Origin of the sequence: Microcoleus sp. MOSTC5, assembly GCF_036701825.1 — a bacterium.
GTDB lineage: Bacteria > Cyanobacteriota > Cyanobacteriia > Cyanobacteriales > Microcoleaceae > Microcoleus > Microcoleus asticus.
On record NZ_JAUBRK010000009.1, the window covers coordinates 139,290 to 162,188 of the forward strand.

The window sequence follows — 22,899 nt, forward strand, 5'->3', positions numbered from 1 at the left end:
GGGCATCGCCCAAACTCCGACCGAAGTCATCAAATAACCAATAACCAGTAACAAATAACAGAACTGATGTCAACACTGTTTTTTCGGAAATATTTTCTGGGTAACTGCTTGGTAACATTCACCGGACATAATAACTCGGGAAATAGTGTCAGTTTTAGCCCGACAAGAGATGCGATTTTACGATTCTTTTTCACTTCTTCAAACTGCTATTAGCTTTACCCACTTTAGACACCTGAATTATTGAATAATTCGGGTATCTAGCAGACTACAAGCCGGAAATTTAAAAGTCAAGATTTATTAAGATTTTACAAAAAAGCGATGACAAATCACAAATTATGTATCTAAAATAAGAGACAATTTGACCCGGAAACTGAAGGTAAGAAAATGTCTGAACTTAGACAAAATCTAATTACCAGAGATTGGGTAATTATCGCCACGGAACGGGCGACAAGACCGGATCAATTCGCTAACAAAAAACAGTGGGCAGCAGTAGTGCCACCGCACCGTGCCGATTGCCCGTTTTGCGTGGGAAATGAGGAAGACGGAACCTTAGAAACTTGCCGTTTGGGCGATCGCACTGGCTGGAAAGTCCGGGCAATTTACAACAAATATCCCGCACTCTCCCCGACAGCAGAATGGATGAGGATATCCTCGGGAATTCACCGCACGATGGCGGGAATCGGCGTTCACGAAGTAATTGTCGAACACCCGCGACACGATTTGACGACCGCTTTGTTGAAGGTTGAAGAAATTGCCAACATACTTTTAGTATACCGCCAGCGCTATGTAGAAATTAGAAAAAATCCCCACATTGAAACAATTATTATCTTCAAAAATCACGGTGAAAGTGCCGGAACTTCTCTCGAACACCCCCACTCGCAGATAGCAGCGACGCCCGTTGTACCAAGTCAATTTCGCAGCCGCATCGACGAAGCTATTAGATATTTTGACGACACGGGAGAATGTCTCTTTTGCCGGACTTTGGAAGATGAATTAGCGGCAGGAGAAAGAGTAATTTTTGAGAGTGAACATTTTGTGGCGTTTATCCCTTATGCTGCACTTTCACCCTTCCACACTTGGATTTTTCCGCGCCGGCATTCCTCTTCGTTTGATGAGATTACTGATGCGGAAATTACTGATCTTGCTGAGACTGTTAAAACTGTACTAGCTAAGTTTTATTACGGATTGAACAATCCCGATTACAACTATAATATTCGATCGGTGCCGATCGCCCAACGGACAACAAAATACTTTCACTGGTATATGGCAATTATTCCCAGAGTCACCAAGCAAGCTGGATTTGAGTTGGGCAGCGGGATGTTTATCAATACTGCTTTGCCGGAAGAAAGTGCGGGGTTTTTGCGATCGATCGAAATTCCTAGCGACAGTAATTTGGGGTTGACGTAGAGTATCATACATCACAATACGTCAGTCGATTTGAAATTTGAAATTTGAAATTTTTGATTTATTCCACAGGTGAATTTGGAATCTTAAACCTTAGTCTAAAATATTGAGCTATCCACGATGAGAGGAGTCATTCACAAGTATCCGTTTTTGGGCGGGGTCAAATTGTGGTGGAAATGCACCCCCGCCCTCTGAGTTGCTAGTCAATGTTGGGGGAGGAAACTGATACTATTTGAGGTTTTAGATTAAAGAATTGAAGAATTAGGAATGAGTGACGATATCAGGGTTGGGAGCACGGGCTTACAGTTACATTCTTTTTTTAAACTGGTAGAATTGACGCTCTAAAATTATGAACGTACAAATTGTTATCGATTTTACCAAACTCACAATAAACTTTCGACATACTGCCAGCCGTCGTCGCTAAAAGTAGCTCTCAACATATCTCTAATTTTGGCATCGATCGATAATATCCCCTCGCCAGATTCGCCATTCTCGCCGATTTCGCAACTCTCATCAGACAAATGTTCTTGAATGTTGGCCAGAGTATAGGCGAAATTAGCCAGAAAATAATGTTCGTGCACCCACGCTGTCGGATCTGGTATTACTGCACTCTCAAAAGCTCGATCGACTAAATCTTTTTTGGCAACATCGTCAGTCTGGTTTTTCATGTTGAGTTCGATTTAGGTAGATATTGTAACTTATCTCATTTTAAGCTTAATTGTCAACAGCATGGCGATCACGATCGGCCACAGCAGTGACAAATTTGTGTAGATTGTGCGATCGCGATCTTAATTTTTTTGTCGATCGCGTGTTATCATACTACCTCAAACTCGGTGACCAATAATTTTCACCTCCGGCAAAATACACTTGGGCATCATTCCGTGAACTCCTTTTTGGGGATTGTTGACAGCCTGCGTAATCCGAAAATTTACCGCAATAGAACACAAAACATAAGCATCTTCTTCTTTGAAAGCCGCAAAATTTTGGAGCCAATAAACCGTCTGTTTTACCGCCATCTCAAACGCTTCATCTAATGTTCTACCAAATCCCATAATCACAATATGAGTGGGCGTTTCAGCAAAGGGAAATATCAGAAAGAAATCCTTGCGCAAGATAATTTTAATAGTCCCGTTCATCGAAGTTTCAATTGCAGTACCGTCAACTTCACCGTCTCCTTGTGCCGAATGTCCGTCACCGATGGACAGTAAACCGCCGCGCAGAAAAATAGGTAAAAATAACCGCGTTCCTGGTTGGAGTTCCTGATTGTCCATATTGCCGCCGTAGCGCTCTGGAGGAATAGAAGAACGGTTGATTTCTGCATTGGCAACGCCGATAATTCCAAAAAAAGGATGCAGGGGAATCCGAATGCCACTACCTGGGGGAAATTCAGCAATTTTTTGCTCTAAATCTAGCGAAATAAATCGCAATTTCGATTCGGAGAAATACTCAGGCAAAGCTCCCCATCCGGCGCGAATTGCATTAAATCCTACTGGTAAACTCGGGTAAACATCCTCAATGTGAATTTCTAAAACGTCTCCCGGTTCGGCATCATTAACATAAATCGGGCCTGTTAGCAAGTGGGGCCCGGGGCCAACTTTGCGGTTGCTCGACAAATTCTGACAAATATCTAAAAATTCGGGGGTGAGAAATTCGCGCGGCGCTTTGTCAGCAACATAATATCCTGAATAGGTTTCGATATCGATGCGATCGCCCGAATCCACCCTTAAAGCAGGTTCGATCTTCGGAGAAAAACCGCCCAAGTGTACGGTTTTGCAGTTAGCCTTGAGAAGGTGGCGGGTCATGGGATTTTAGATTTTAGATTTTAGATTTTAGATTGAAGGAAGGGTGTTAAGAATGTTATATCGCAAGTCTCAATCATTTTTGAGAAAGATTTTTTAAAAAAATTAACCGCAGAGGGCGCAGAGGGCGCAGAGAAAGAGAATGGAGAGATAAGAAGATGTGAAAAAATGGTTGAAGTTTGTTAGATGTGAGATATTTTACTAATTTCTTAACTTTTTGATAAGGTTGGTAGTTTAAAATTTAAAGTTGGCGGGGGCGGGTTTATATGTATTTGGGTGGAGAGTTCTATTTGGCTGGTGAAACCCGCCACTACCAACTAATGGCTAATGACTTATGTTGACACCATTGCCTGATAAATTAGAAAACCCTAGAGATTTGCCCCGCACTCCCTGGTTTTTTGCTGTTTTGATTTTGATTGTTTTCTTGCCAGGCTTCATGATGCAATCTTACCTCAACGAACCTCAACTTTTAACCGATCCGTTTCTGCAACTCCCAACAGCAAACTCTGTACGAGTTGTTTGGTTTACCGAGTTTGCTGGTACTGGCCACACGGTTGATTACGGCGAAAATTTGAATCAAATTACGGCAGCCAATACTACTAAGCTAAGCCGCACTCGCGAAGACAAAGACTCGCACATTTCCGATGAAATCAAACAAAGCATAATTGACAGCAATCCAATTGTCCGCGACATCTGGCGGCACGAAGCAGAAGTCCCCAATTTAAAGCCCGGTGTTCGCATTCCTTATCGAGTCACCAGCGAAAGAGAAGACGGCGCATCTGTCAGCAGCAAGGTTTTCACTCTTTCTCCGACACCAGCAGCAGGAATCCCGCTCAAAATTCTCCTCACTTCCGACCATCAATTGATGCCTATGACAGCAGCAAATCTCCAGAAAGTAGCCGAAACAATTGGGAGAGTTGACGCGGTTTTTATGGCAGGAGATTTAATTAACATACCCGATCGCGCTTCTGAATGGTTCGACGACTACCGAGGCCGCGCCTTCTTTCCAGCTCTGCAAGGTCGCGCATTTTCCGAACTGGACAAAAACGGCATCAAAACAGTTTACAGCGGCGGCGAACTGATCCAACACGCGCCTTTATTTCCGGCGATTGGCAATCACGAAATCATGGGTCGCTTTGCAACCAACAGCACACTCGGCGACCAATTTAACGATCCTTTTCCCCGCGCCACAGCCGATAAAATCTACGCTCAACGAGCTGCATTTGTGAATCCCAACAATGACCCTTCAGTGCGGGAAATATGGCGGAAAAACAATAGTTTTAATAGCGATACATATGAGGAAATTTTCAACTTTCCTGGACGCAAAAATTACTATGCTGTGACTTTTGGGGACGTGCGGTTAATAACTTTGTATGTTACGAATATTTGGCGGACTCCGAATTTAGATCCGGGTGCGAGAGGCAGGTATCGGGAACGGGACGAAGATTTTAATAGTCCCGAAAAATGGGGATACGGACAGCATATTTTTGAGCCGATTGTCAAGGGCAGCGCTCAATATACTTGGCTGCAACAAGAGTTAAAAAGTTCGGAATTCCAGCAGGCAAAATATAAAATTGTGATGTTTCACCACCCGCCGCATTCTCTGGGTGACAATATTGTACCTGCTTATACTGACCCTGTGCAAATAGTCGATCGCGCTCTCGATGGCGAGATTAAAATGGTGCGTTACGAGTATCCGAAACAGCAAGATTATCTGATTCGAGATGTAGTGCCATTGCTAGAAACAGCGGGGGTGCAGTTGGTATTTTACGGACATTCGCACTTGTGGAATCGGTTTGTCAGTTCCAGCGGAATGCACTTTTTGGAGACTTCAAATGTTGGTAACAGTTACGGTGCGTTTGCGGGGGAAAAGCGCCGATTTGTGCCGCCGGGATATCGGGAAGATTACAGCGCTATTGGAGACCCGAACGGATTGGAACCTGTGATGCCGACTGTTGCGCCTTTGTTGGGAGAAGAGGGGCGGCCGCTGCCGTATATTGATAGCAACGATATTACGGCTTTTACTATTTTTGATACGGGGGAGGGTACGGTTAGCAGCTACTATTTTGATACGCGGAAACCCGAGTCGGAAGTGGTGAAGTTTGATGAGTTTAAGTGCGAAAGGTAAGCGCACGGCAATGCCCTGTCCCTACAGATATCTGAGTGAACTGAGATGTTGCACTATTCTCAATTACCTGTTTAGCAACGGGCAAGATGCCCGTTCCACAAAACTCAATTTTATTGTGGAACAGGCATCTTGCCTGTTCTTGAGAATGGTGCAAGATCTAAGATTAAACTGAGATGTTGCACCATTCTTAATTAGCTGTTTAGCAACGGGCAAGATGCCCGTTCCACAAAACTCAATTTTATTGTGAAACAGGCATCTTGCCTGTTCTTAACAAAGGTGCAAGATGTAAGATTAAACTTTCTCTTTCGCAGGCGGAACCAAACCGGTTTTATTCAAACCCGCATCAATCTGCCTGAGCAATTTAAAATCATCTTCGGGTAAAGAATTAACAGGCGAGTGTTTTTCCAGAAACGAGAATGCTTGCCGAAATTCACGGGGCCGGGAGTCGATCGCACTATCGAAGTGACAAGGTACAATTCTTTGAAAGTCCCAACTCGCGACTCTATCCACCCAATCCAGAGTTTCCCTCGGCGCGCGGTTGAGAATCAATGTCTGCAAAATCGGCGCCACAAACAACCGCCCTCCTCCCCGCAAAGCCTCAAACGATCGCTCCCAATGTTTTTTCCACTTGAACGGATATAACCCGAAATAAGCTTTCCTAGAGCGTTCTGGCGCTTTGCGTGCGCTGGCAAATACCTCCGACCACGGCGGCACTTCCAGCACGCTAGGCGTAAAATACATGGCAAATAAGGCGATTCTCTGCCACCCTTTGCGCCGATTTTCGTGGGTGTCTGCCACCGTCTCCAAGGCGCTGTCTTTGGCATGAAACAGCAGCGGGTAGGAGTCGAGTTGGACGATCGCGGGCGGATTTTCGGGAATGGAAACTATGGAATCTGTTAACATCAGCGTGCGCGATCGCCTGTGAAATAAAGCAACTTCCGCAAATTTGCCCAAACCCAGGCCGAGCGGGCCGAGAATTGCCCAGTCAAATTGATCGGCTAACGGCGTGTTGCTGCTGTCAAATGGCAGTACAGACGTGCGTTTCCCAGGCAAACCCAGCCAACTCAGCGGCAAATTCACGGGGAAACTCCACTGCTGCGGGGCGACCAACACCTGCGCTTCGGGAAAACTCCTCGCAAAGGGGCCGACAAAAACTTTGTGTTCGATGCCCGAAACCGTTGTCAGCAAGATGTACTTCACCTCGCCGTGCTCCGCTACTAACTCTTTTACCAAGCGGATGCACTCAGGAGTCGGTGCAACGGGGGCGTAGACGAGAAGGCCTTCGGGTTCTAGTTTAATTACTGTCATCCGAATCGGGACGACAACGTAGAAAATGCCTTGTATTTGGTCAAAAGTCCAGATTGTGTCCTTGACTATTTCCTTGCGGATGGTGCGCCGCTTGTTGTAGGGATAGAGGGGGACAACTGGCCAAAAAGCCCAAGAATAGTCCCGAGAATCAATCTGTGCTGATGTTGGTATGCCTTCGTCCTCTGCCACTCCGCGACTCCTTGCCGATTTTTTTGTACGTGCGTGCGATCGAACTATTGTTAGTTATAGATTAAGTTATCGTCTTTATCAATCGGCTGTTGAAACCGCTGCATACAGTCAAACGAAGTCTGCCTCTGCGGACTAAGAGATAAAGAATGAATTTTTAGCTGACCAAGAATTTCTTGATGGTACCCGCCACGTGATTTATCCGTGGAATCAATCCAAAATCGAAAATCGAAAATTCTCAAGCCCCCGCATTTATCCGTGGCGTCGCCTCTAAAATCTAAAATCTAAAATCTAAAATCTAAAATCGATTGACTTGTCCTGATACAATGATAAGCTCGCAAAAATTTCTCAACTTAGTAGATATGACTCAAAACTACCGCATCACTCTTTTACCAGGAGACGGCATCGGCCCTGAAATTATCGCTGTGGCGGTAGATGTCCTGAAACTTGTCGGTCAACAATTGGACATCGGCTTTGAATTTCAAGAAGCTTTAATGGGCGGCGCTGCTATTGATGCAACAGGCAATCCGCTGCCAGAAGAAACACTGGAAAAATGCCGCAACTGCGATGCAGTATTGTTAGCAGCTATTGGCGGTTACAAGTGGGATAATTTGCCCCGCGAACAGCGCCCGGAAACTGGATTATTAGGACTGCGCGCCGGATTGGGATTGTTTGCAAATTTGCGTCCTGCGACTATTTTACCGCAATTGGTTGATGCTTCTAGTTTGAAACGGGAAGTTGTCGAAGGCGTAGATATTATGGTAATCCGCGAACTCACAGGCGGCATTTACTTCGGCAAACCAAAAGGTATTTTTGAGACGGAAACAGGCGAAAAACGCGGTGTCAATACGATGGCTTATACCGAGTCAGAAATTGACAGAATCGGGCGAGTCGCTTTTGAGACGGCCAGGAAGCGGGGAAAAAGGCTGTGTTCCGTTGATAAAGCGAATGTTTTGGATGTTTCGCAACTGTGGCGCGATCGCATTATTGCCCTTTCTTCAGAATACCCTGATGTCGAACTTTCTCACATTTACGTTGACAACGCAGCAATGCAGTTAATTCGCTGGCCGAAACAGTTCGATACAATTGTCACCGGCAATTTATTCGGCGACATTCTTTCCGATGCGGCGGCGATGCTAACTGGTAGTATTGGGATGCTGCCTTCTGCTAGTTTGGGAGCAAACGGGCCGGGGGTTTTTGAACCCGTGCACGGTTCCGCACCGGACATCGCGGGACAAGATAAAGCCAATCCCATCGCCCAAGTTTTGAGTGCGGCAATGATGCTGCGCTACGCCTTAAATCAACCGGAAGCTGCTAATAAAATCGAGCAAGCAGTTGTCGAAGTTTTGGATCGATGTTATCGCACTGGTGATATCATGTCAGAAGGCATGAAACTCGTCGGCTGTCGGGCGATGGGCAATGCTTTAATTGAAGTTTTGCAAGGTTGATCTATTTACCTTTACTCGTTCCCAGGCTCTGCCTGGGAACGCATTTCAGGAGGCTCTGCCTCCATTAAAACAAGCCAAATGAGACATAAATAAAGGAGGCAGAGCCTCCGGGTATTAATTACCAGGCAGAGCCTGGTAACTAGAATTTTTATAATTTAATGTTCCGCAGTCAAAAGATTGAATTGCTCGGTATCGATGCGATTTGCTCGATACAAAATTTCAGCTATTTCCGAAAGCGCTAACACAGAATGGGCGCAATAACCGTTGGCTTGCATCTTATCTTTGACTCCCTGTTCGTGGTCGATCAATACTACAATATCTTCCACATTCAAGCCAGCCGATTTTAACTTAGCCGCGCCTTCCATCACGCTTTTGCCACTAATTAGAATATCATCGACTACGACAATCGTTTCTCCTGCCTGAAAATGCCCTTCAATTAATTTGCCTGCACCGTAAGTTTTCACCTCCTTGCGCGGGAAAATCATCGGGCGTTCCATCCGCAATGCTAAACCCGTTGCTGTGGGTAAAGAACCGTAGGGAATTCCGGCAATGCGATCGAATTTTAAGTTTTTAAGAATGTCTGCATAAGCGCTGACAATTTGGTGGAAAATCTGCGGAATTGAGATAATTTTCCGCAAGTCGATGTAATATGGAAATACGGCTCCCGATGCTTGTACGTGGTCGCCAAAAACTACGCAGCCGATGTCATAAAGTTGCAAGATTAAATCGCGGTGAGGTTCCGGTTGTAAAAAGCAAACATCGGGCAGCCACAGTTCGCAAGTGGGACTACCTTCGATCGCCCGCAGCCTCTGTTTATTAATACTATCCCGCAATTTCTCAATTTCTCGGCGCGGCTCTTTCCCCGCTAATAAACTCGGGGGGACTGGCAGCAGCAAATCTTCACCATTCTTGCTTAAACCGGCCGCCAGCAGTTGTGCGAGGTCGTTTTCTTCTGTGAGGTCATTTTCTGCGGGGATGTCTCCTTCGACTAAAATTAGGCGTTCAGGAGCCTCTTTGCGGATGCGGGCTAACATATCCGGCATTACTCCTACTTCTAAACCGACTTTTTCAGGAGTTCCCCAAGTTTGAGAGAGTCGGACTAATTGCAAGTAAAAAGGGTTGTTTGGCGTCGGGTATTCTTGCAAATCCGCCGCTGACGAGTTGGCGGTGGCACAGAGCACAAAAACAGTTTTTCCAGCGTATAACAAAAAAGGCGCTACTTGGTCGAATCCGGGATAGGGACTTAAAGTAATAGCGTCAACTCGCCAATCTTGAAATACAATTTTGGCAAACACTGTGCTGGTATTTAAATCGCAGTGTTTGGCATCTAAAATTACTGGCAGGTGAGGGGGAATAATTGTTAAAATTTCTTGCAGCAATGCCCAACCGGGAATACCGAGAGATTGGTAAAAACCGAGGGTGATTTTGCAGGCACAAATTAAATCTGCTGTTTGGTCGATCGCACTTTTTAGCTTTGACAACAAATCAGTTACAAAAGTTTGAGTTTCCTCCCCAGTCATCGAAACCAGCGCGGGCAAGGTTTCCGGGTCGGGGTCGAGGGCTAAATACAGCAAACTTTGATTGTTTTCAACAGCCGCTAACAGTTTATCGAAAAAGTTGGTTCGATCCGTCATAGTTTGTTAGGGAGGTAAGGGGAATTTAAAAAATTGCCGCTCAAAGTGGGATTGGTGTTGTGCCGGAAGAAACCGATCCCTGTTGAAGTTGAAATTAAGAATCTTTTAAAATTGTAGAAGGTAAAGAGCAGGAAATCTGTAAATTAGGGAGCAGTTTCATGGGAACAGATGTTCGGGTTGGCTGCACCGGTGATTGCAGCTAACCCCCAGCAAGTCAATTAGTTGCGGCAAGCTAACCAGTCTCCGGGCTGTGATTTGATCGGCATTCCCCTAGCGCAGGCGAGTTTAGCAAATGCGGATTTGCCAGGGGCAGATTTGAGAGGAGGAAATTTTAGGGAAGCTAATTTATCGGGGGCAAATTTGAGCGGGGCTTCTTGGTGGCAAGCTAATTTACAAGGTGCTAATTTGAGCGATGCTAATTTAAGCCGATCCCGTTTGACGGGGCTAATCTAAAAAATGCTACCGTTGCAGGTGTTATTTCGGTTGACCAAGAATTTCTTGATGGTACAAGCCCCCGCATTTATCCGTGGAATCAATCGAAAATCTCAAATCAAAAATCCTCAAGCCCCCGCATTTATCCGTGGGGTCAATCTAAAATCTAAAATCTAAAATCTAAAATCGATTGACGGTAGTATTAAATAGAAGCAGAAGCTAAAGCAATGCCCGCCTTATCATATGGATAGTAATAAATGATCGGTACGATCGACTTTAGGATTTGGGACGAGTTGCTGCAACGCTACGTTGACGATTTCGGCCGTGTCAATTATCGGCGCTGGAAAGCTGAGGGGGCGGATGTTTTGAGGAGGTGGCTGGAAAGTTTGGCCGATTTGGATTTGGCGGAATGTACCGATGCGGATGCGCGGCTGGCGTTGTGGCTGAATGCGTACAATGCGATCGCAATTTCTCAAGTTCTGGAAGTATATCCGATCGCGTCGATCCGTCCCAAAGTTTTGGGAATTCCCAACTGGCTGAGTTTTTTGGATTTTTTCACTCGTTCAAATTCGATTATTGGCGGCAAAAAGTACAGTCTCAATCAAATCGAACACGGAATTTTGCGGCCGGATTTTGCGGAACCGCGCATCCATTTTGCATTAGTTTGCGCTGCTGTCGGGTGCCCGCTGCTGCGCCGGGGGGCTTATTTCCCGGAGTCGGTACGAACTCAACTAGAAGCGGATGCCAGCCGTTTTATTCACAATCCCGATAAGGTGCGGTACGATGCCCAGAAAAAGACGCTTTATTTGAGCAAGATTTTTAAGTGGTACGGCGAGGATTTTGTGAAGGCGGCGGGTTCGGTGGCTGAGTATGTGGGCGGTTATTTGGGGCCGGAGGCGGCTGTGGGCGATGGATGGGCGATCGTTTTTTTGCCTTACGACTGGAATTTGAATCAGGTTGAGGGTTGAGTTTTCCGGGAATGGGTAGGTGTTTTTTTTGGGGGTGGTTTTTTTTCGGCTGTATCGGCTATGTAAGGAGTTGAGCTACTTTTGGGAAAAAATCGGTTTGCGGAAACGCTGTAATGCTTGCTGTGATTCGTTTTGATGGCTGTTGAAAATTTTGCCTCTTGACAGGTCGATCGCTGAAATGGTACTTTTTAGATCGGTTTACGGAAATGTACCTTGAAAACTAAATAGAATAAGGCTTTCAAATATGGCGGGCCGCAATCAAACTAAACCCCTATTAGGGATTGAAACCATATGCGGTGAGGGGTGACAACCCTGTTGGTGGATACGGCCGCAATCAAACTAAACCCCTATTAGGGATTGAAACGAATTCGTATTCGATGCCACTGCTTTGTATCGGGCCGCAATCAAACTAAACCCCTATTAGGGATTGAAACGCTGCAATTGCTGTACTTGTGCTGAATTTTTCAGTTCTTGCCGCAATCAAACTAAACCCCTATTAGGGATTGAAACCACTGAGCAACTGGACAAACTAGACAAACTGGACAGCCGCAATCAAACTAAACCCCTATTAGGGATTGAAACTTAGGCACAAAAAAAGCGACTGGAAGAGAGTCGCTTGAGGCCGCAATCAAACTAAACCCCTATTAGGGATTGAAACTGCGCTCCCGTGCCAGACATTAACCTCCGGTAATAGCCGCAATCAAACTAAACCCCTATTAGGGATTGAAACATTCCTTGTTTTAATTATATAGGCTTAATTCTCAGCCGCAATCAAACTAAACCCCTATTAGGGATTGAAACTCTAGCGTTATCCCTCCCGTGGCTTCTGATAGATATCGTTTAAGCCGCAATCAAACTAAACCCCTATTAGGGATTGAAACTAGAATCACACACCATATTCCGCTTGCGAGGTCGCCGCAATCAAACTAAACCCCTATTAGGGATTGAAACGCCGCTGCTTTCTTGTGAGGGCGCGCACCCTAAAGCCGCAATCAAACTAAACCCCTATTAGGGATTGAAACTGAACTCCAAAAAAATCAAACCCATATTTATTGTTGCCGCAATCAAACTAAACCCCTATTAGGGATTGAAACAAAGATTGTGAGTTGTTTCTGCATGGCGGTGAGGAGTTCTTGCCGCAATCAAACTAAACCCCTATTAGGGATTGAAACCTTACAAACCGGGTGACTGGATAAAAATTTGCAAGGGCCGCAATCAAACTAAACCCCTATTAGGGATTGAAACCCTTTCCAAGTTGTGGCAGACTTATCTTTTTTAGTATCAACCGCAATCAAACTAAACCCCTATTAGGGATTGAAACGGAATACCTTTATTTAGCTTGGCTAACTCTACTGCCGCAATCAAACTCAACCCCTATTAGGGATTGAAACCCATTTACACCAGCAATAATAACAGTCATAATAGCCTGAAGCCGCAATCAAACTAAACCCCTATTAGGGATTGAAACAGCATCGCCGGACAGAGCATCACTTGGGGCAGAGAGCCGCAATCAAACTAAACCCCTATTAGGGATTGAAACCACTTGTTTGGGTACAATACGCTGCCCTGTGAATAAGGCCGCAATCAAACTAAACCCCTATTAGGGATTGAAACTTCAAAATCAACGGCCCGCAAATTGGAACCGACGATCGGGCCGCAATCAAACTAAACCCCTATTAGGGATTGAAACATCGCTCTCAAAAAAGGAGGGGCATCGAGGAGGGAAAGCCGCAATCAAACTAAACCCCTATTAGGGATTGAAACAAGTCTGCGATCGGGATGGTGATTGTGTCGTTAGCAAAGCCGCAATCAAACTAAACCCCTATTAGGGATTGAAACGCTCGGACTAAGTGCAGTGCGCTGTGCATTCACGCCGCAATCAAACTAAACCCCTATTAGGGATTGAAACCAGTCATTAATTCGCCGAAAATATACTCCGGATGCCGCAATCAAACTAAACCCCTATTAGGGATTGAAACTTCCATACACCAAAATTATAGTTGCCACCAATGCTACTCATAACGCCGCAATCAAACTAAACCCCTATTAGGGATTGAAACGTCGGCAGACTGTCTTTGGTAAGCGATTAGATTCGCCGCAATCAAACTAAACCCCTATTAGGGATTGAAACTCACATTCTGAGCTGTTCGGAACCTTAGTTTGCTTTGGCCACAATCAAACTAAACCCCTATTAGGGATTGAAACGGACTTTTCGGATGAATCTCCTCCTTGACAATTGGGCCGCAATCAAACTAAACCCCTATTAGGGATTGAAACTCGGGTGAAAGCAACTTTATTGTAATCATCCCCTACGCGCCGCAATCAAACTAAACCCCTATTAGGGATTGAAACTTGACTAACACCAGACAATCCGCTCAAAGCTTTCGCTTGTAGCCGCAATCAAACTAAACCCCTATTAGGGATTGAAACGCAGTAACAGCGCCTGAACTGGCAGCCGATTTTGCAACCACCAAAAACCCCAGATCCAATAACTTTAAGTAAAAAATATGACCCAAAAACAATGGATGATTAGCCGGATGACGATATCGGAACTTAATTTAGCAGTAGATTGGGCAGCGGCAGAAGGTTGGAACCCCGGATATTATGATGCCGAATGTTTTTTTCAAACCGATCCTCAAGGATTTTTCATGGGTTATTTGAATGATGAACCTATTGCTGCAATTTCTGCCGTTGCCTATGATTCCAGTTTTGGTTTTATTGGTTTTTATATTGTCAAACCTTCCTTTCGGGGCCAGGGATGGGGATTCAAATTGTGGCAAGCCGCGATCGAATATTTAGGAACGCGAAATATTGGTTTGGATGGCGTTATTGCCCAACAGGAAAATTATCAAAAATCTGGTTTTAAATTAGCTAACCGTCACATTCGTTATCAAGGTCTAGGATTTGGAGTTATTCCTGACGATCTGATGCCACTTTCAACCGTTCCTTGGGAAGAAATTCTAGCCTATGATTCTCAACATTTTCCTGTTCCCCGTCCGGTTTTTTTAAAGCATTGGATTCAACAACCTGAAATAATCGCTTTCGGTGTCAAATATCAGGGAAAACTCAGCGGTTATGGCGTTTTAAGAGTTTGCCGTCAGGGGTATAAAATTGGGCCGTTATTTGCCGATAATGTCTATTTTGCCGAATTATTATTGCAAGGGTTAATGGCAAAAGTACCCGATATTACTGTATTTTTAGATGTGCCTGATACCAATTTAGAAGGTATTAATCTGGCTGATAAGTACCGAATGAAACCAGTTTTTGAAACTGCACGAATGTACACATTAACGCCACCAATTTTACCCCTAAATCAAGTGTTTGGGGTGACAACCTTAGAACTGGGTTAAACATCAGTTAACATCACAAGCTGATGGGCCACAATTGCCGCGCGCCAAACAGTGTTGCGGTGATTGTGGCTAGTACGGCTATTTTGCCAGCACTTGCTTCACCGATCGCCAACCCCTCTCATATCAAATCCGGTAGCATCGGAATTAATATAACCCGCAATCAGGACAGGGCAGTGCCGTTTCCCTACAATAAATCTGGCGCGCAAGAAACGGCACTGCCCTGGGGAGCATCCCGGTTTTGCAAAAGCCTCAAATGGCCAAGAGGTCGTTGAGGTAAGCACAACGAAGTTTTAGCATTTGATTGACATTTTTTTTCAACCATTGAGCGCCTGAAATTTTCAACCTTCTATCTATTTGTTTGACCGTCGATTCCACCGCTCCCGAGCCGATGGAACAAATCTTGTCTTCTGATAATTGCTCATAGTTAACAATTCGAGAGCGATGCTTTTCTAGATACTTGCAAAAGTTCTGGGCGGTTTTTTTGCGACCCGACTTAAATAAATCTAGGGTGGGTTCGACCCGGCCTTGCCACAAAAGTTCCTTGGCTTTGGCTAGACGTTTCAACGACCCTCCCACTTTATATAAATTTTCAATTAGATGATACCAATCTAAAATTTCGCGTCGGATTTTACCAGGATTCAACTGGCTAATAATCTTCCATATTCCCTCATGTCCATCACAAGCGACAAGTTAATATATCGGCTAAATGCTGATGGTTTATATACTTAATTAACGCTTCATTATCTTGATAAAAAGCCCCATAATAACTTTCATGTAACCGCACGGCTTTATAATCTTGCCAATAAGACCCTTCTCCCAACTTCCCTCTCAGACGGACTTTCCCTCCATCTATGCTTGTTTCTTTGACCTCTATTTTGGCATGAGGTTCTGACCATTCTTGTTTTTCTACCAATCGATGTAAACAAGTGTGTCCAATCTTTACTCCTGTCTGAACTTCCATTTCTTGGGCAGCATTTTCGTAGGAAAGATTAGCTATTTGACGGAGACAGCATTTTTCAAATAATGGAGATAGTCGAGTAGATTTCTTGATATCTAATTTTTCTGCCTGTTTTTCAGTAATTATTAGTTCACCAATACAGCTTTTTACTGTGCGGGGTCGTCCTTGTTCTGTTCCCGTTGCTTGTTTGATAAAAAAAAACCGATTTGTGGGCCAACTTTTTCCAGCCATTGTTGCCTGAGATGCTTTTCAATATTTTCCAGACTGGTCAGTTCACTTGGGGGTGTATTGTTATACAAAATTTTAGCAATTTCTGCCGTACAGGATTGCAACCGCTCTAGTTCTTCAGGGGTCATGGCTCTTGTTTTCGACTTTTTTTGACGCTTTTATTGATTTTAACTATTTTACGCTTATTCGGATATTTACAAAACCGGGATGCTCCCACTGCCCTGTCCTCTATATCATTCCGGCGCCGCCGGAATTGATATCACATTTCCAGTCCGCAGGCGATCGCGAGTGCGATCGACAGCAGGAAGTAATTCCGGTTGCCATTACCATAAAACCCTATGAGGGATTGAAACATCAAGGATTGTAATCCTCGACAACAAATGATTCATAGTTGCAATCAAACTAAATTGCGATCGGGCATTTAAACAAAATTCTGCGTTACTAGGAAAAGTGACTGGTTAGATGAATGCTAACCAATTAGCTATTAGCCTGGCCCTCAACCTCTCCACTCAAAATCTGTTGAACCGTCAAATTTAGCTGTGGAAACATCGGAGATACGATCGCCTCTCCATCCCGAAACACCCCAACCTCAACATATTGCCCATCCTCAAGCCGCAAAACCGTCACTACTTGTTCAATTGGATCGATAACCCAATACTCTGCGATGCCCCGCGCTGCGTACTGAGCTCGTTTGCGCTCGTAATCCCGATCCCTGCCCACTCTACCCGGACTGACTACCTCCACAACAAACCGAGGAGGCAGCATATCGAAAGTGATAGTTAGCCTGATTGCTGTCAGCGGAATGTGTTCGGGTTCCAGAATTATCAAATCGGGGTAGCGGTTGGCCGCATCTCCCGATCGCAAAACGGCAACTTGAACCTCGCAATTATGCGTTTTAATCAGCCTGAGTGGCACTAGCCCGCTGCTAGCAAGATAGAAAAATAGATAGTTAGCAATGAAATTATTAGGTTCAGATTCTGGTGGCAAAGCTATTAACTCCCCATCAATTAACTCATAGCGTTGACCCGTATCATTTGAGTAATTAAGGTACTCGTCAAAAGTTAATTTTTTAGATTGAGCTTGTACCATAATATTACATTCCTTGATTTATTCGTTCCTTTCTGCTGGGAGTTTGTTTATGTAGAAACGGTTTCAATAGCCGAAGGATATCAATCAAATCTGCTGTGCAAGTTCAGCAGGTGTCCCAGCCTCCATCGACAATCAACCCACAAGTGACATATTAATAACTATCACAGTTCAAATCCTCTGGAATATTAAAAATGATTTCAGATAAATTTCGGCGCGAGTTGCGGGATCAAGCCAAACTCTGGCAAGCAGAAGGACTCATCGATACTTCATTCTACCAACAACTTTCCGATCGCTATCAATTCAACACACTCGAAACCGCCTCCCGCAACCGTTTCCTCAGCATTCTCATCAGTCTCGGCGGCATTCTCCTCGGTATAGGAGTCATCACCTTTGTAGCCGCAAACTGGCAAGTTTGGTCGCGCGAAGTGAGAGTTGCACTGCTGCTAAGTCTTTTCGTAGCAGTCAATGCAGCAGGTTTCTATCTGTGGCGAATTCCCCCATCCCGAAGCAAAAACTCCAATCCCAATATGCCCGCAACAAAAGGGCGAAACAAACTCCTAGGTGAAGGATTGTTGCTGTTAGGTGCTCTGATTTTAGGAGCAAATATGGCATTGATGGCGCAAATGTTCCACATTGGCGGTTCTTCCTACGGACTTTTCCTTGCTTGGGGAATCGGCGTGCTCGGAATGGCTTACAGTTTGCGGTTGACTTCATTGGGCGTTTTGTCCGCACTTTTAATCGGTTTGGGCTATTGGCTTGCCGTGTTAGATTGGTCTTCCAAAGTCGAGTTTTCTTGGCTGGAAGTTTTGGTGCGGCAAATGCCGATCGCAGCCAGTATAATGTTTGTGCCGCTGGCTTATTGGTGTCGATCGCGTGCTATTTTTGCCATAGGTGCGATCGCGATAATTTTTTCCCTACAAGTTTCAATTGCCCAAGGGTTAAATTCAACTTGGGGTGTTGTAATTTTTTGCGCCCTACCGCCCGCTTTGCTGTGGGGATACGACGATGCAATGTGGCCGAAGGTACACAGCAGGCTGTTTCAAGCTACCGCCCGCAGTTTAGCACTGCTGTTTCTCGCCGGTTTGTTTTATCTTCTTTCTTTCTACGGGTTTTGGCAAGATTCGCCGAATCCTGCGCCAACTGATCCGGATTGGGTTTTGCTGGCAAATGTGGCTGTTTTGGGCGGTTTCACAGTGTTTGAATGGCTGCGTTTGGGACGTTTGGAACTCCGGCGGCCGAAACAAAAAAAAGTGAATTTGACCACAGGTGCGATCGGCATTTTAATCCTCGCCAGCGCCTTAATACCGCTTATTCACCTCAATTTTACTCCCATTCCTCAATTAGCGACTTTTCTGTTCAATGTTTGCTTATTTTTGCTCGCTGTCGGCTTAATCCGAGAAGGTTTAGCTTTAGGAAACCGCCAGACTTTTTGGGGAGGTATGGTATTAATCACCCTGCAAGTTATCAGCCGAGTATTTGAATACAACACAGGATTGTTGCTCAAATCTTTTGTATTTGTTTTGTGCGGGGTTGGCGTAATTGCTGCGGGTTTGTGGTTTGAGCGCCACTTCGCAAAAATTCACGATGAATAGAAGCATTCTACTATAGTGCGATCGTCCCCCTTGCACTGCAATCGGAAGATTATTATTCCGATTCAAAGGTCAACGATATTATTCTGCGAACCAATTCCCTATTCCCAATATGAACACCGAAAATAAAGATTTAACAGATCAAAGTTCCGAAATAGCAGATACCAGCGCTAATCCTCCATCCTTCACCCTTCCCCGGGAAGCAAAACGCCTTCCCGCGTGGCGGCTGTGGGTTCCTTTGCTCTTGCAAATCGGACTAATTGCCGCAGTACCAGCGACGGCAGTTTACACTTTTATTACTGGCAAAACAGTTGTCCTGCAAACTCTACCAGTAGATCCTTACGATTTGCTGCGCGGATATTACCAAGTTTTGAGCTATGATATTTCCGATCGCACAAATCTCGAAAAACTCCCCGGCTGGAAAGATTTACCTGCGGAAAAAACACCTTGTCCGCCCGGGGCTGCTTGTCCGCAAAATACGCACAATCCCAAGCCGCAAACCAGTTTTTATGTAATCTTAGAAGCGCCAAAAGCGGCGACTAATCCGGGCCGCCCCCAACCTTGGAAACCCGTCCGCGTCAGTCTCAAAAATCCCACCAATTTGCCCGCAAATCAAATCGCAATTAAGGGCAAATATAACAGTTGGCGGATGGAATACGGCTTAGAAACTTATTATATGCCAGAGGATGAAAGGGAAAAAGTCAATCAGGAGATTAGCGAAGCTCAAAGGAATCAGCGACAATCTTTTTTGGTAGAAGTAAAGGTTGACAAAACAGGCCATGCTGTGCCTGTGACTTTGTGGGTGCGCGATCGCAATTATCGATTTTAGCCAATAAGGCCAAAAGGTCGATCGGTCTTTTAGCCTTGTTTTGAGTATTTTGGCTTAAGCATGGAGCGGAGGTTGGGGAATTCCCTACCATTCCCGAAGGCACGCGGGTTCGGGATAGCTTCGCTGGCGCGGACATTTCAATTGTCAACAACCCAGGAGAATCTATTAAGATATATAAGACTTGCGCAAATCTTGCCAATTCAAGGGCGCAAGTCATGACTCTACTGGAGCTTCTCATGTTAGCCGAGCTAATCTCTGCCAGACGCATACTCAAGACCAAACTCCTCGAATTTTTAGGACTTCCCGACAACTGCCAAGACAAAACCGATTACCTCGTCAGCAAAATTGTATCCGTGCTGGAAGTAAATCCAGCCGAACAAGAAAGATTTTGGGAGACATTCAAAAGTGAATTAGCAGTCGATCCCGTAGAATTAGAAGCAATACTCAAGTGTTCGCCAGCAGAACGGCAGCAGTGGATTGAACAAGGCAAACTCCCTATTCTAGAATACCGCTCTTTTCGCAAATCGGGAATCCATTTAGAATATCCCGTTCACGACAGAAGATTCATCTTAAGTCTAACGGAAACCGATATTAATAATTGGCGCAAAGAACCCAAAGGGCTGATTCCAAATCATCGCCCAACAGCCTCCCCAATCAATACAGAAAACCGCGCCGAAAACGAACAATCCCGAGGAGCTTTTAGTTCAGCTTGGGAAAAAATCATTGCCGACTGGAAAGAACAAGGTTCGGCGGAAATTTCAGCAACCTTCCAGCTAGCTTACTGGACTGTTTGGGCGTCGCGGTGGGCCAAAGAAAATCAGCTCAACAGCTTTAAAGCAATTAAATATAAGGAAGTATACGAAACTCACCAGCAGGAATGGTACCAGCGAAAAAATCAAGCTGTCAAGTTACTGATTGAGATGCCCTACGCCATGCTTTACTTCTACCGTCCGGCGGATGCTGACAAATTATATCTAGAACTGTGCGACGACCACCAGGAAATGATGAAAGATGGCTACTATTGGGACAAGTGGGAGTTTTTCTATCAGAACCGCAAACTTGTAAATAAGTGCCGCGAATGTGTGTACTCCGAAACCAAAGATTATTACTCGCTTTACTACCTGGAAATCAAGAGCGACAAGTTTCCCGATTTTAGTTTTTCTTTCCACACGCCGTACACAATCGGCAGAAAATTTTTGCCGCATCCAGAAACGTTGCCTTATGTAGAGCACGTAGAACAGGACGGCATTTTTCGCTTTGGCCGCCCGCTGCTGGAACAAGAGAAAGTTATTCACACAGAAAAGGATGTATTGCTCAAGTTTGAGGCGGCTTTGGCAGAAGCGAAAAAGTTTGTTTAGTTATTAGTCATTAGTCATTAGTAGACTTATTGCAGATTTTTTGATTGATAGGGAAACTGCGGATAAACATAGATAAACGCAGATGCTTTTCCCCATTGTTTGTGTGTTTTGCAATCTTGTCTACTAATGACTAATGACTAAGGACTAATGACTAATGACTAATGACTAATGACTTTTGAACTTGGATTACTTGAATGCTGCCGCCAGGATAAAGTTTTGGTTGCTGAGCTTCTTCGGAATTGTACGATCGCAATCCCACTTCTGCCAACAAACTCCCCAAGTCAGTTTCAGTCTCAAACAACCACAAAAATACAGCCAACCCCGGCCAAAATACCGGATTTGTGAGATGAAAATCTACCAAAATGAATAGACCACCCGGCTTAAGCACCCGGTATACTTCCAGAAAGATTTCTCGCAACTGCGCCGATCGCATTTCGTGCATCGCAATGCTGCTGTGCACTGCTGTCAAACAGACTGTAGGGAAAAGGCATCGACTCAGCAAAAGCTTCTACATAATTGGCTGATGGTACATTTTTTCTTGCCCGTTGCAGAGATAATGGCGAAGCGTCAAGTCCTGTGAGAGCCTGGGAATATTGCACCAGAAACTGCGTAGTTTGACGGCTGCGGCTGCAATCTAAAACTTTAGTTTCCGCGCTGACGGTCAAATTTTGCAAGGCTAGTTGGCTCAAACGAGCCTCGCCGCCTGCGCTCGAATCAGCAAGACCCGCGATCGCATCGTAGAGCCACTGATACCGATAACTTAAATCTCTCAAAATTGTTGCCACAGTCAAAATTATGTATACCTTGCTATCGACTTAAGAGATTATTAAGTTATATGATAAAGATAAATAACAGAACTGAGACGATGGGAGAGCTGTAACCGCTATGGGTCGTGTGGGAGTATTGCTATTAAACTTGGGCGGGCCAGATCAAATCGAGGATGTCCGTCCTTTCTTGTTCAACTTGTTTGCTGACCCGGAAATCATTCGCATTCCGTTTCCGTGGATGCAAAAACCGCTCGCCTGGTTGATTTCGACCCTGCGTTTTCAGAAATCCCAGGAAAACTACCGCCAAATCGGGGGCGGCTCTCCTTTGCGGCGGATTACCGAGGAACAAGCCGCTTCGCTGCAAGAACTCTTGCAAAAAAAGGGACAGGATGCTCGAGTGTACGTGGGGATGCGCTACTGGCATCCTTTTACTGAAGAGGCGATCGCCAAAATTAAGCGCGATCGCATCGAACACTTGACAATCTTGCCGCTGTATCCTCAATTTTCCATCAGCACCAGCGGTTCTAGCTTCCGGCAGCTAGAAGAAATGTGGGGCAAAGATCCAGCCCTCAAGGATATAGAATATACCGCTGTTCCTTCTTGGTATCAGCGGCCGGGCTACATTCAGGCAATGTCGGAACTGATAGCCCAAGAACTAGACCACAATCCCGATCCCGATCGAGTTCACATCTTTTTTAGCGCCCACGGCGTCCCCCTCAGCTATGTAGAAGAGGCTGGAGACCCCTATCAGCGCGAGATAGAAGATTGCACTCGTCTGATTATGGAACATTTGAACCGATCGAACGAACACACTCTAGCTTATCAAAGTCGGGTTGGCCCGGTGGAATGGCTCAAGCCTTACACCGAAGACGCTATTACCGAATTGGCAGAAAATGGAGTCCAAGATTTGTTGGTAGTTCCGATTAGTTTTGTTTCCGAACACATCGAGACTCTGCAAGAAATTGACATGGAGTATCGAGAATTAGCAGAAGAATCGGGGATTGAAAATTTCTACCGAGTGCCCGCCCTGAATACTCATCCGGTGTTTATTGAAGCCTTGGCTGATTTAGTCATCGAGTCGATCGAATCTCCTAGCGTTAAATTCTCTGATGTTATACGCCCTTCCAAGATAGTGAAAATGTACCCTCAAGAGCAGTGGGAGTGGGGTTTGACCACGGGGGCCGAAGTCTGGAACGGTCGTGTGGCGATGATTGGTTTTGTGGCACTATTGCTGGAGTTAATTACGGGTCAGGGCCCGCTACATTCGATCGGATTGCTTTAAATTGACAGTTGACAGTTGACAGTTGACAGTTGACTGTTGACTGTTGACCGTTGTTACAAATGACTAATGATATCAAATCCGTTGGGATCGGAATTATTCATCTCTCTGTTGTCTTCCTCTGCGGTCTCAGCGGTTAAATCAT

General features: G+C 45.1%; 16 protein-coding genes, 2 pseudogenes and 1 CRISPR repeat array. Of the genes and pseudogenes, 11 read left to right on the forward strand and 7 right to left on the reverse strand.

Translation table 11 applies throughout. From position 1 onward, the window contains the following. The first annotated feature begins 384 nt into the window (after window positions 1-384). Window positions 385-1,407 carry a galactose-1-phosphate uridylyltransferase gene (galT, locus tag QUA54_RS06895; RefSeq protein WP_333413937.1) on the forward strand — a complete coding sequence of 341 codons (1,023 nt, stop codon included), beginning with the start codon at window positions 385-387 and terminating at the stop codon, window positions 1,405-1,407. A gap of 380 nt (window positions 1,408-1,787) precedes the next feature. Here the strand turns inward: galT and QUA54_RS06900 are convergent, their stop codons facing one another. Beyond that, on the reverse strand, window positions 1,788-2,072 hold the full coding sequence (locus QUA54_RS06900) for a hypothetical protein (protein WP_333413938.1): 285 nt from the start codon (window positions 2,070-2,072) through the stop codon (window positions 1,788-1,790). Between the two features lie 156 nt (window positions 2,073-2,228). Continuing rightward, complete coding sequence (locus tag QUA54_RS06905; protein ID WP_333413939.1) at window positions 2,229-3,206, reverse strand: acetamidase/formamidase family protein; 978 nt, start codon at window positions 3,204-3,206, stop codon at window positions 2,229-2,231. Window positions 3,207-3,537: 331 nt separating this feature from the next. Here QUA54_RS06905 and QUA54_RS06910 point away from each other — a divergent pair, with 331 nt between their 5' ends. Beyond that, window positions 3,538-5,331: a metallophosphoesterase family protein gene (locus QUA54_RS06910; RefSeq protein ID WP_333413940.1), complete on the forward strand. Its 1,794-nt coding sequence runs from the start codon at window positions 3,538-3,540 to the stop codon at window positions 5,329-5,331. Between the two features lie 291 nt (window positions 5,332-5,622). Here the strand turns inward: QUA54_RS06910 and QUA54_RS06915 are convergent, their stop codons facing one another. After that, window positions 5,623-6,828 carry a DUF4336 domain-containing protein gene (locus QUA54_RS06915; protein WP_333413941.1) on the reverse strand — a complete coding sequence of 402 codons (1,206 nt, stop codon included), beginning with the start codon at window positions 6,826-6,828 and terminating at the stop codon, window positions 5,623-5,625. Between the two features lie 359 nt (window positions 6,829-7,187). On the opposite strand from QUA54_RS06915, the gene leuB reads away from it, so the two are divergent. Further along, a complete protein-coding gene (gene leuB, locus QUA54_RS06920; RefSeq protein WP_333413957.1) occupies window positions 7,188-8,273 on the forward strand; it encodes a 3-isopropylmalate dehydrogenase in 1,086 nt (361 codons plus the stop codon). Between the two features lie 155 nt (window positions 8,274-8,428). Here leuB and QUA54_RS06925 read toward each other — a convergent pair whose 3' ends face one another. Then, window positions 8,429-9,907: a bifunctional orotidine-5'-phosphate decarboxylase/orotate phosphoribosyltransferase gene (locus QUA54_RS06925; RefSeq protein WP_333413942.1), complete on the reverse strand. Its 1,479-nt coding sequence runs from the start codon at window positions 9,905-9,907 to the stop codon at window positions 8,429-8,431. 222 nt (window positions 9,908-10,129) lie between these two features. On the opposite strand from QUA54_RS06925, the gene QUA54_RS06930 reads away from it, so the two are divergent. The 3 genes from QUA54_RS06930 to QUA54_RS06940 all read left to right on the forward strand — a co-directional run bounded on the left by QUA54_RS06930 (window position 10,130) and on the right by QUA54_RS06940 (window position 14,657). Further along, window positions 10,130-10,360: a pentapeptide repeat-containing protein gene (locus QUA54_RS06930; RefSeq protein WP_333413943.1), complete on the forward strand. Its 231-nt coding sequence runs from the start codon at window positions 10,130-10,132 to the stop codon at window positions 10,358-10,360. A 236-nt stretch (window positions 10,361-10,596) separates the two neighbouring features. After that, entirely contained in the window at window positions 10,597-11,307 is a 711-nt protein-coding gene (locus tag QUA54_RS06935; protein ID WP_333413944.1) for a DUF547 domain-containing protein, read from the forward strand. A gap of 251 nt (window positions 11,308-11,558) precedes the next feature. Next, window positions 11,559-13,737: direct repeats of the CRISPR family, unit length 37 nt; unit sequence GCCGCAATCAAACTAAACCCCTATTAGGGATTGAAAC. 77 nt (window positions 13,738-13,814) lie between these two features. Beyond that, window positions 13,815-14,657, forward strand: a complete 843-nt coding sequence (locus QUA54_RS06940; protein WP_333413945.1) for a GNAT family N-acetyltransferase — start codon at window positions 13,815-13,817, stop codon at window positions 14,655-14,657. A 249-nt stretch (window positions 14,658-14,906) separates the two neighbouring features. On the opposite strand, the pseudogene QUA54_RS06945 reads toward QUA54_RS06940, so the two are convergent. Continuing rightward, window positions 14,907-15,971, reverse strand: a pseudogene (locus QUA54_RS06945) (ISKra4 family transposase). Between the two features lie 5 nt (window positions 15,972-15,976). Here QUA54_RS06945 and QUA54_RS06950 point away from each other — a divergent pair. After that, window positions 15,977-16,210: a hypothetical protein gene (locus QUA54_RS06950; RefSeq protein ID WP_333413946.1), complete on the forward strand. Its 234-nt coding sequence runs from the start codon at window positions 15,977-15,979 to the stop codon at window positions 16,208-16,210. Between the two features lie 110 nt (window positions 16,211-16,320). Here QUA54_RS06950 and QUA54_RS06955 read toward each other — a convergent pair whose 3' ends face one another. After that, complete coding sequence (locus QUA54_RS06955) at window positions 16,321-16,932, reverse strand: Uma2 family endonuclease (RefSeq protein ID WP_333413947.1); 612 nt, start codon at window positions 16,930-16,932, stop codon at window positions 16,321-16,323. 191 nt (window positions 16,933-17,123) lie between these two features. On the opposite strand from QUA54_RS06955, the gene QUA54_RS06960 reads away from it, so the two are divergent. The 3 genes from QUA54_RS06960 to QUA54_RS06970 all read left to right on the forward strand — a co-directional run bounded on the left by QUA54_RS06960 (window position 17,124) and on the right by QUA54_RS06970 (window position 20,708). Then, window positions 17,124-18,524 carry a DUF2157 domain-containing protein gene (locus QUA54_RS06960; protein ID WP_333413948.1) on the forward strand — a complete coding sequence of 467 codons (1,401 nt, stop codon included), beginning with the start codon at window positions 17,124-17,126 and terminating at the stop codon, window positions 18,522-18,524. 109 nt (window positions 18,525-18,633) lie between these two features. Further along, window positions 18,634-19,350, forward strand: coding sequence for a GDYXXLXY domain-containing protein (locus QUA54_RS06965; RefSeq protein WP_333413949.1), 717 nt, complete (start codon window positions 18,634-18,636; stop codon window positions 19,348-19,350). 215 nt (window positions 19,351-19,565) lie between these two features. Continuing rightward, a complete protein-coding gene (locus tag QUA54_RS06970; protein WP_333413950.1) occupies window positions 19,566-20,708 on the forward strand; it encodes a hypothetical protein in 1,143 nt (380 codons plus the stop codon). Window positions 20,709-20,859: 151 nt separating this feature from the next. Here the strand turns inward: QUA54_RS06970 and QUA54_RS06975 are convergent. Next, window positions 20,860-21,493, reverse strand: a pseudogene (locus tag QUA54_RS06975) (class I SAM-dependent methyltransferase). 100 nt (window positions 21,494-21,593) lie between these two features. On the opposite strand from QUA54_RS06975, the gene hemH reads away from it, so the two are divergent. Beyond that, the gene (gene hemH, locus QUA54_RS06980) at window positions 21,594-22,757 is read left to right on the forward strand and encodes a ferrochelatase (protein ID WP_333413951.1); all 1,164 of its coding nucleotides are present in this window, start codon (window positions 21,594-21,596) and stop codon (window positions 22,755-22,757) included. Window positions 22,758-22,899: the final 142 nt, after the last annotated feature.

Excerpts from the sequence above, each read along its gene's own strand:
- QUA54_RS06955 (WP_333413947.1), bottom strand. The coding sequence starts at position 16,932 with ATGGTACAAGCTCAATCTAAAAAATTAACTTTTGACGAGTACCTTAAT.
- QUA54_RS06910 (WP_333413940.1), top strand. The coding sequence starts at position 3,538 with ATGTTGACACCATTGCCTGATAAATTAGAAAACCCTAGAGATTTGCCC.
- QUA54_RS06900 (WP_333413938.1), bottom strand. The coding sequence starts at position 2,072 with ATGAAAAACCAGACTGACGATGTTGCCAAAAAAGATTTAGTCGATCGA.
- QUA54_RS06970 (WP_333413950.1), top strand. The coding sequence starts at position 19,566 with ATGACTCTACTGGAGCTTCTCATGTTAGCCGAGCTAATCTCTGCCAGA.
- QUA54_RS06935 (WP_333413944.1), top strand. The coding sequence starts at position 10,597 with ATGATCGGTACGATCGACTTTAGGATTTGGGACGAGTTGCTGCAACGC.
- QUA54_RS06965 (WP_333413949.1), top strand. The coding sequence starts at position 18,634 with ATGAACACCGAAAATAAAGATTTAACAGATCAAAGTTCCGAAATAGCA.
- QUA54_RS06960 (WP_333413948.1), top strand. The coding sequence starts at position 17,124 with ATGATTTCAGATAAATTTCGGCGCGAGTTGCGGGATCAAGCCAAACTC.
- hemH (WP_333413951.1), top strand. The coding sequence starts at position 21,594 with ATGGGTCGTGTGGGAGTATTGCTATTAAACTTGGGCGGGCCAGATCAA.
- galT (WP_333413937.1), top strand. The coding sequence starts at position 385 with ATGTCTGAACTTAGACAAAATCTAATTACCAGAGATTGGGTAATTATC.
- QUA54_RS06905 (WP_333413939.1), bottom strand. The coding sequence starts at position 3,206 with ATGACCCGCCACCTTCTCAAGGCTAACTGCAAAACCGTACACTTGGGC.
- leuB (WP_333413957.1), top strand. The coding sequence starts at position 7,188 with ATGACTCAAAACTACCGCATCACTCTTTTACCAGGAGACGGCATCGGC.
- QUA54_RS06940 (WP_333413945.1), top strand. The coding sequence starts at position 13,815 with ATGACCCAAAAACAATGGATGATTAGCCGGATGACGATATCGGAACTT.
- QUA54_RS06925 (WP_333413942.1), bottom strand. The coding sequence starts at position 9,907 with ATGACGGATCGAACCAACTTTTTCGATAAACTGTTAGCGGCTGTTGAA.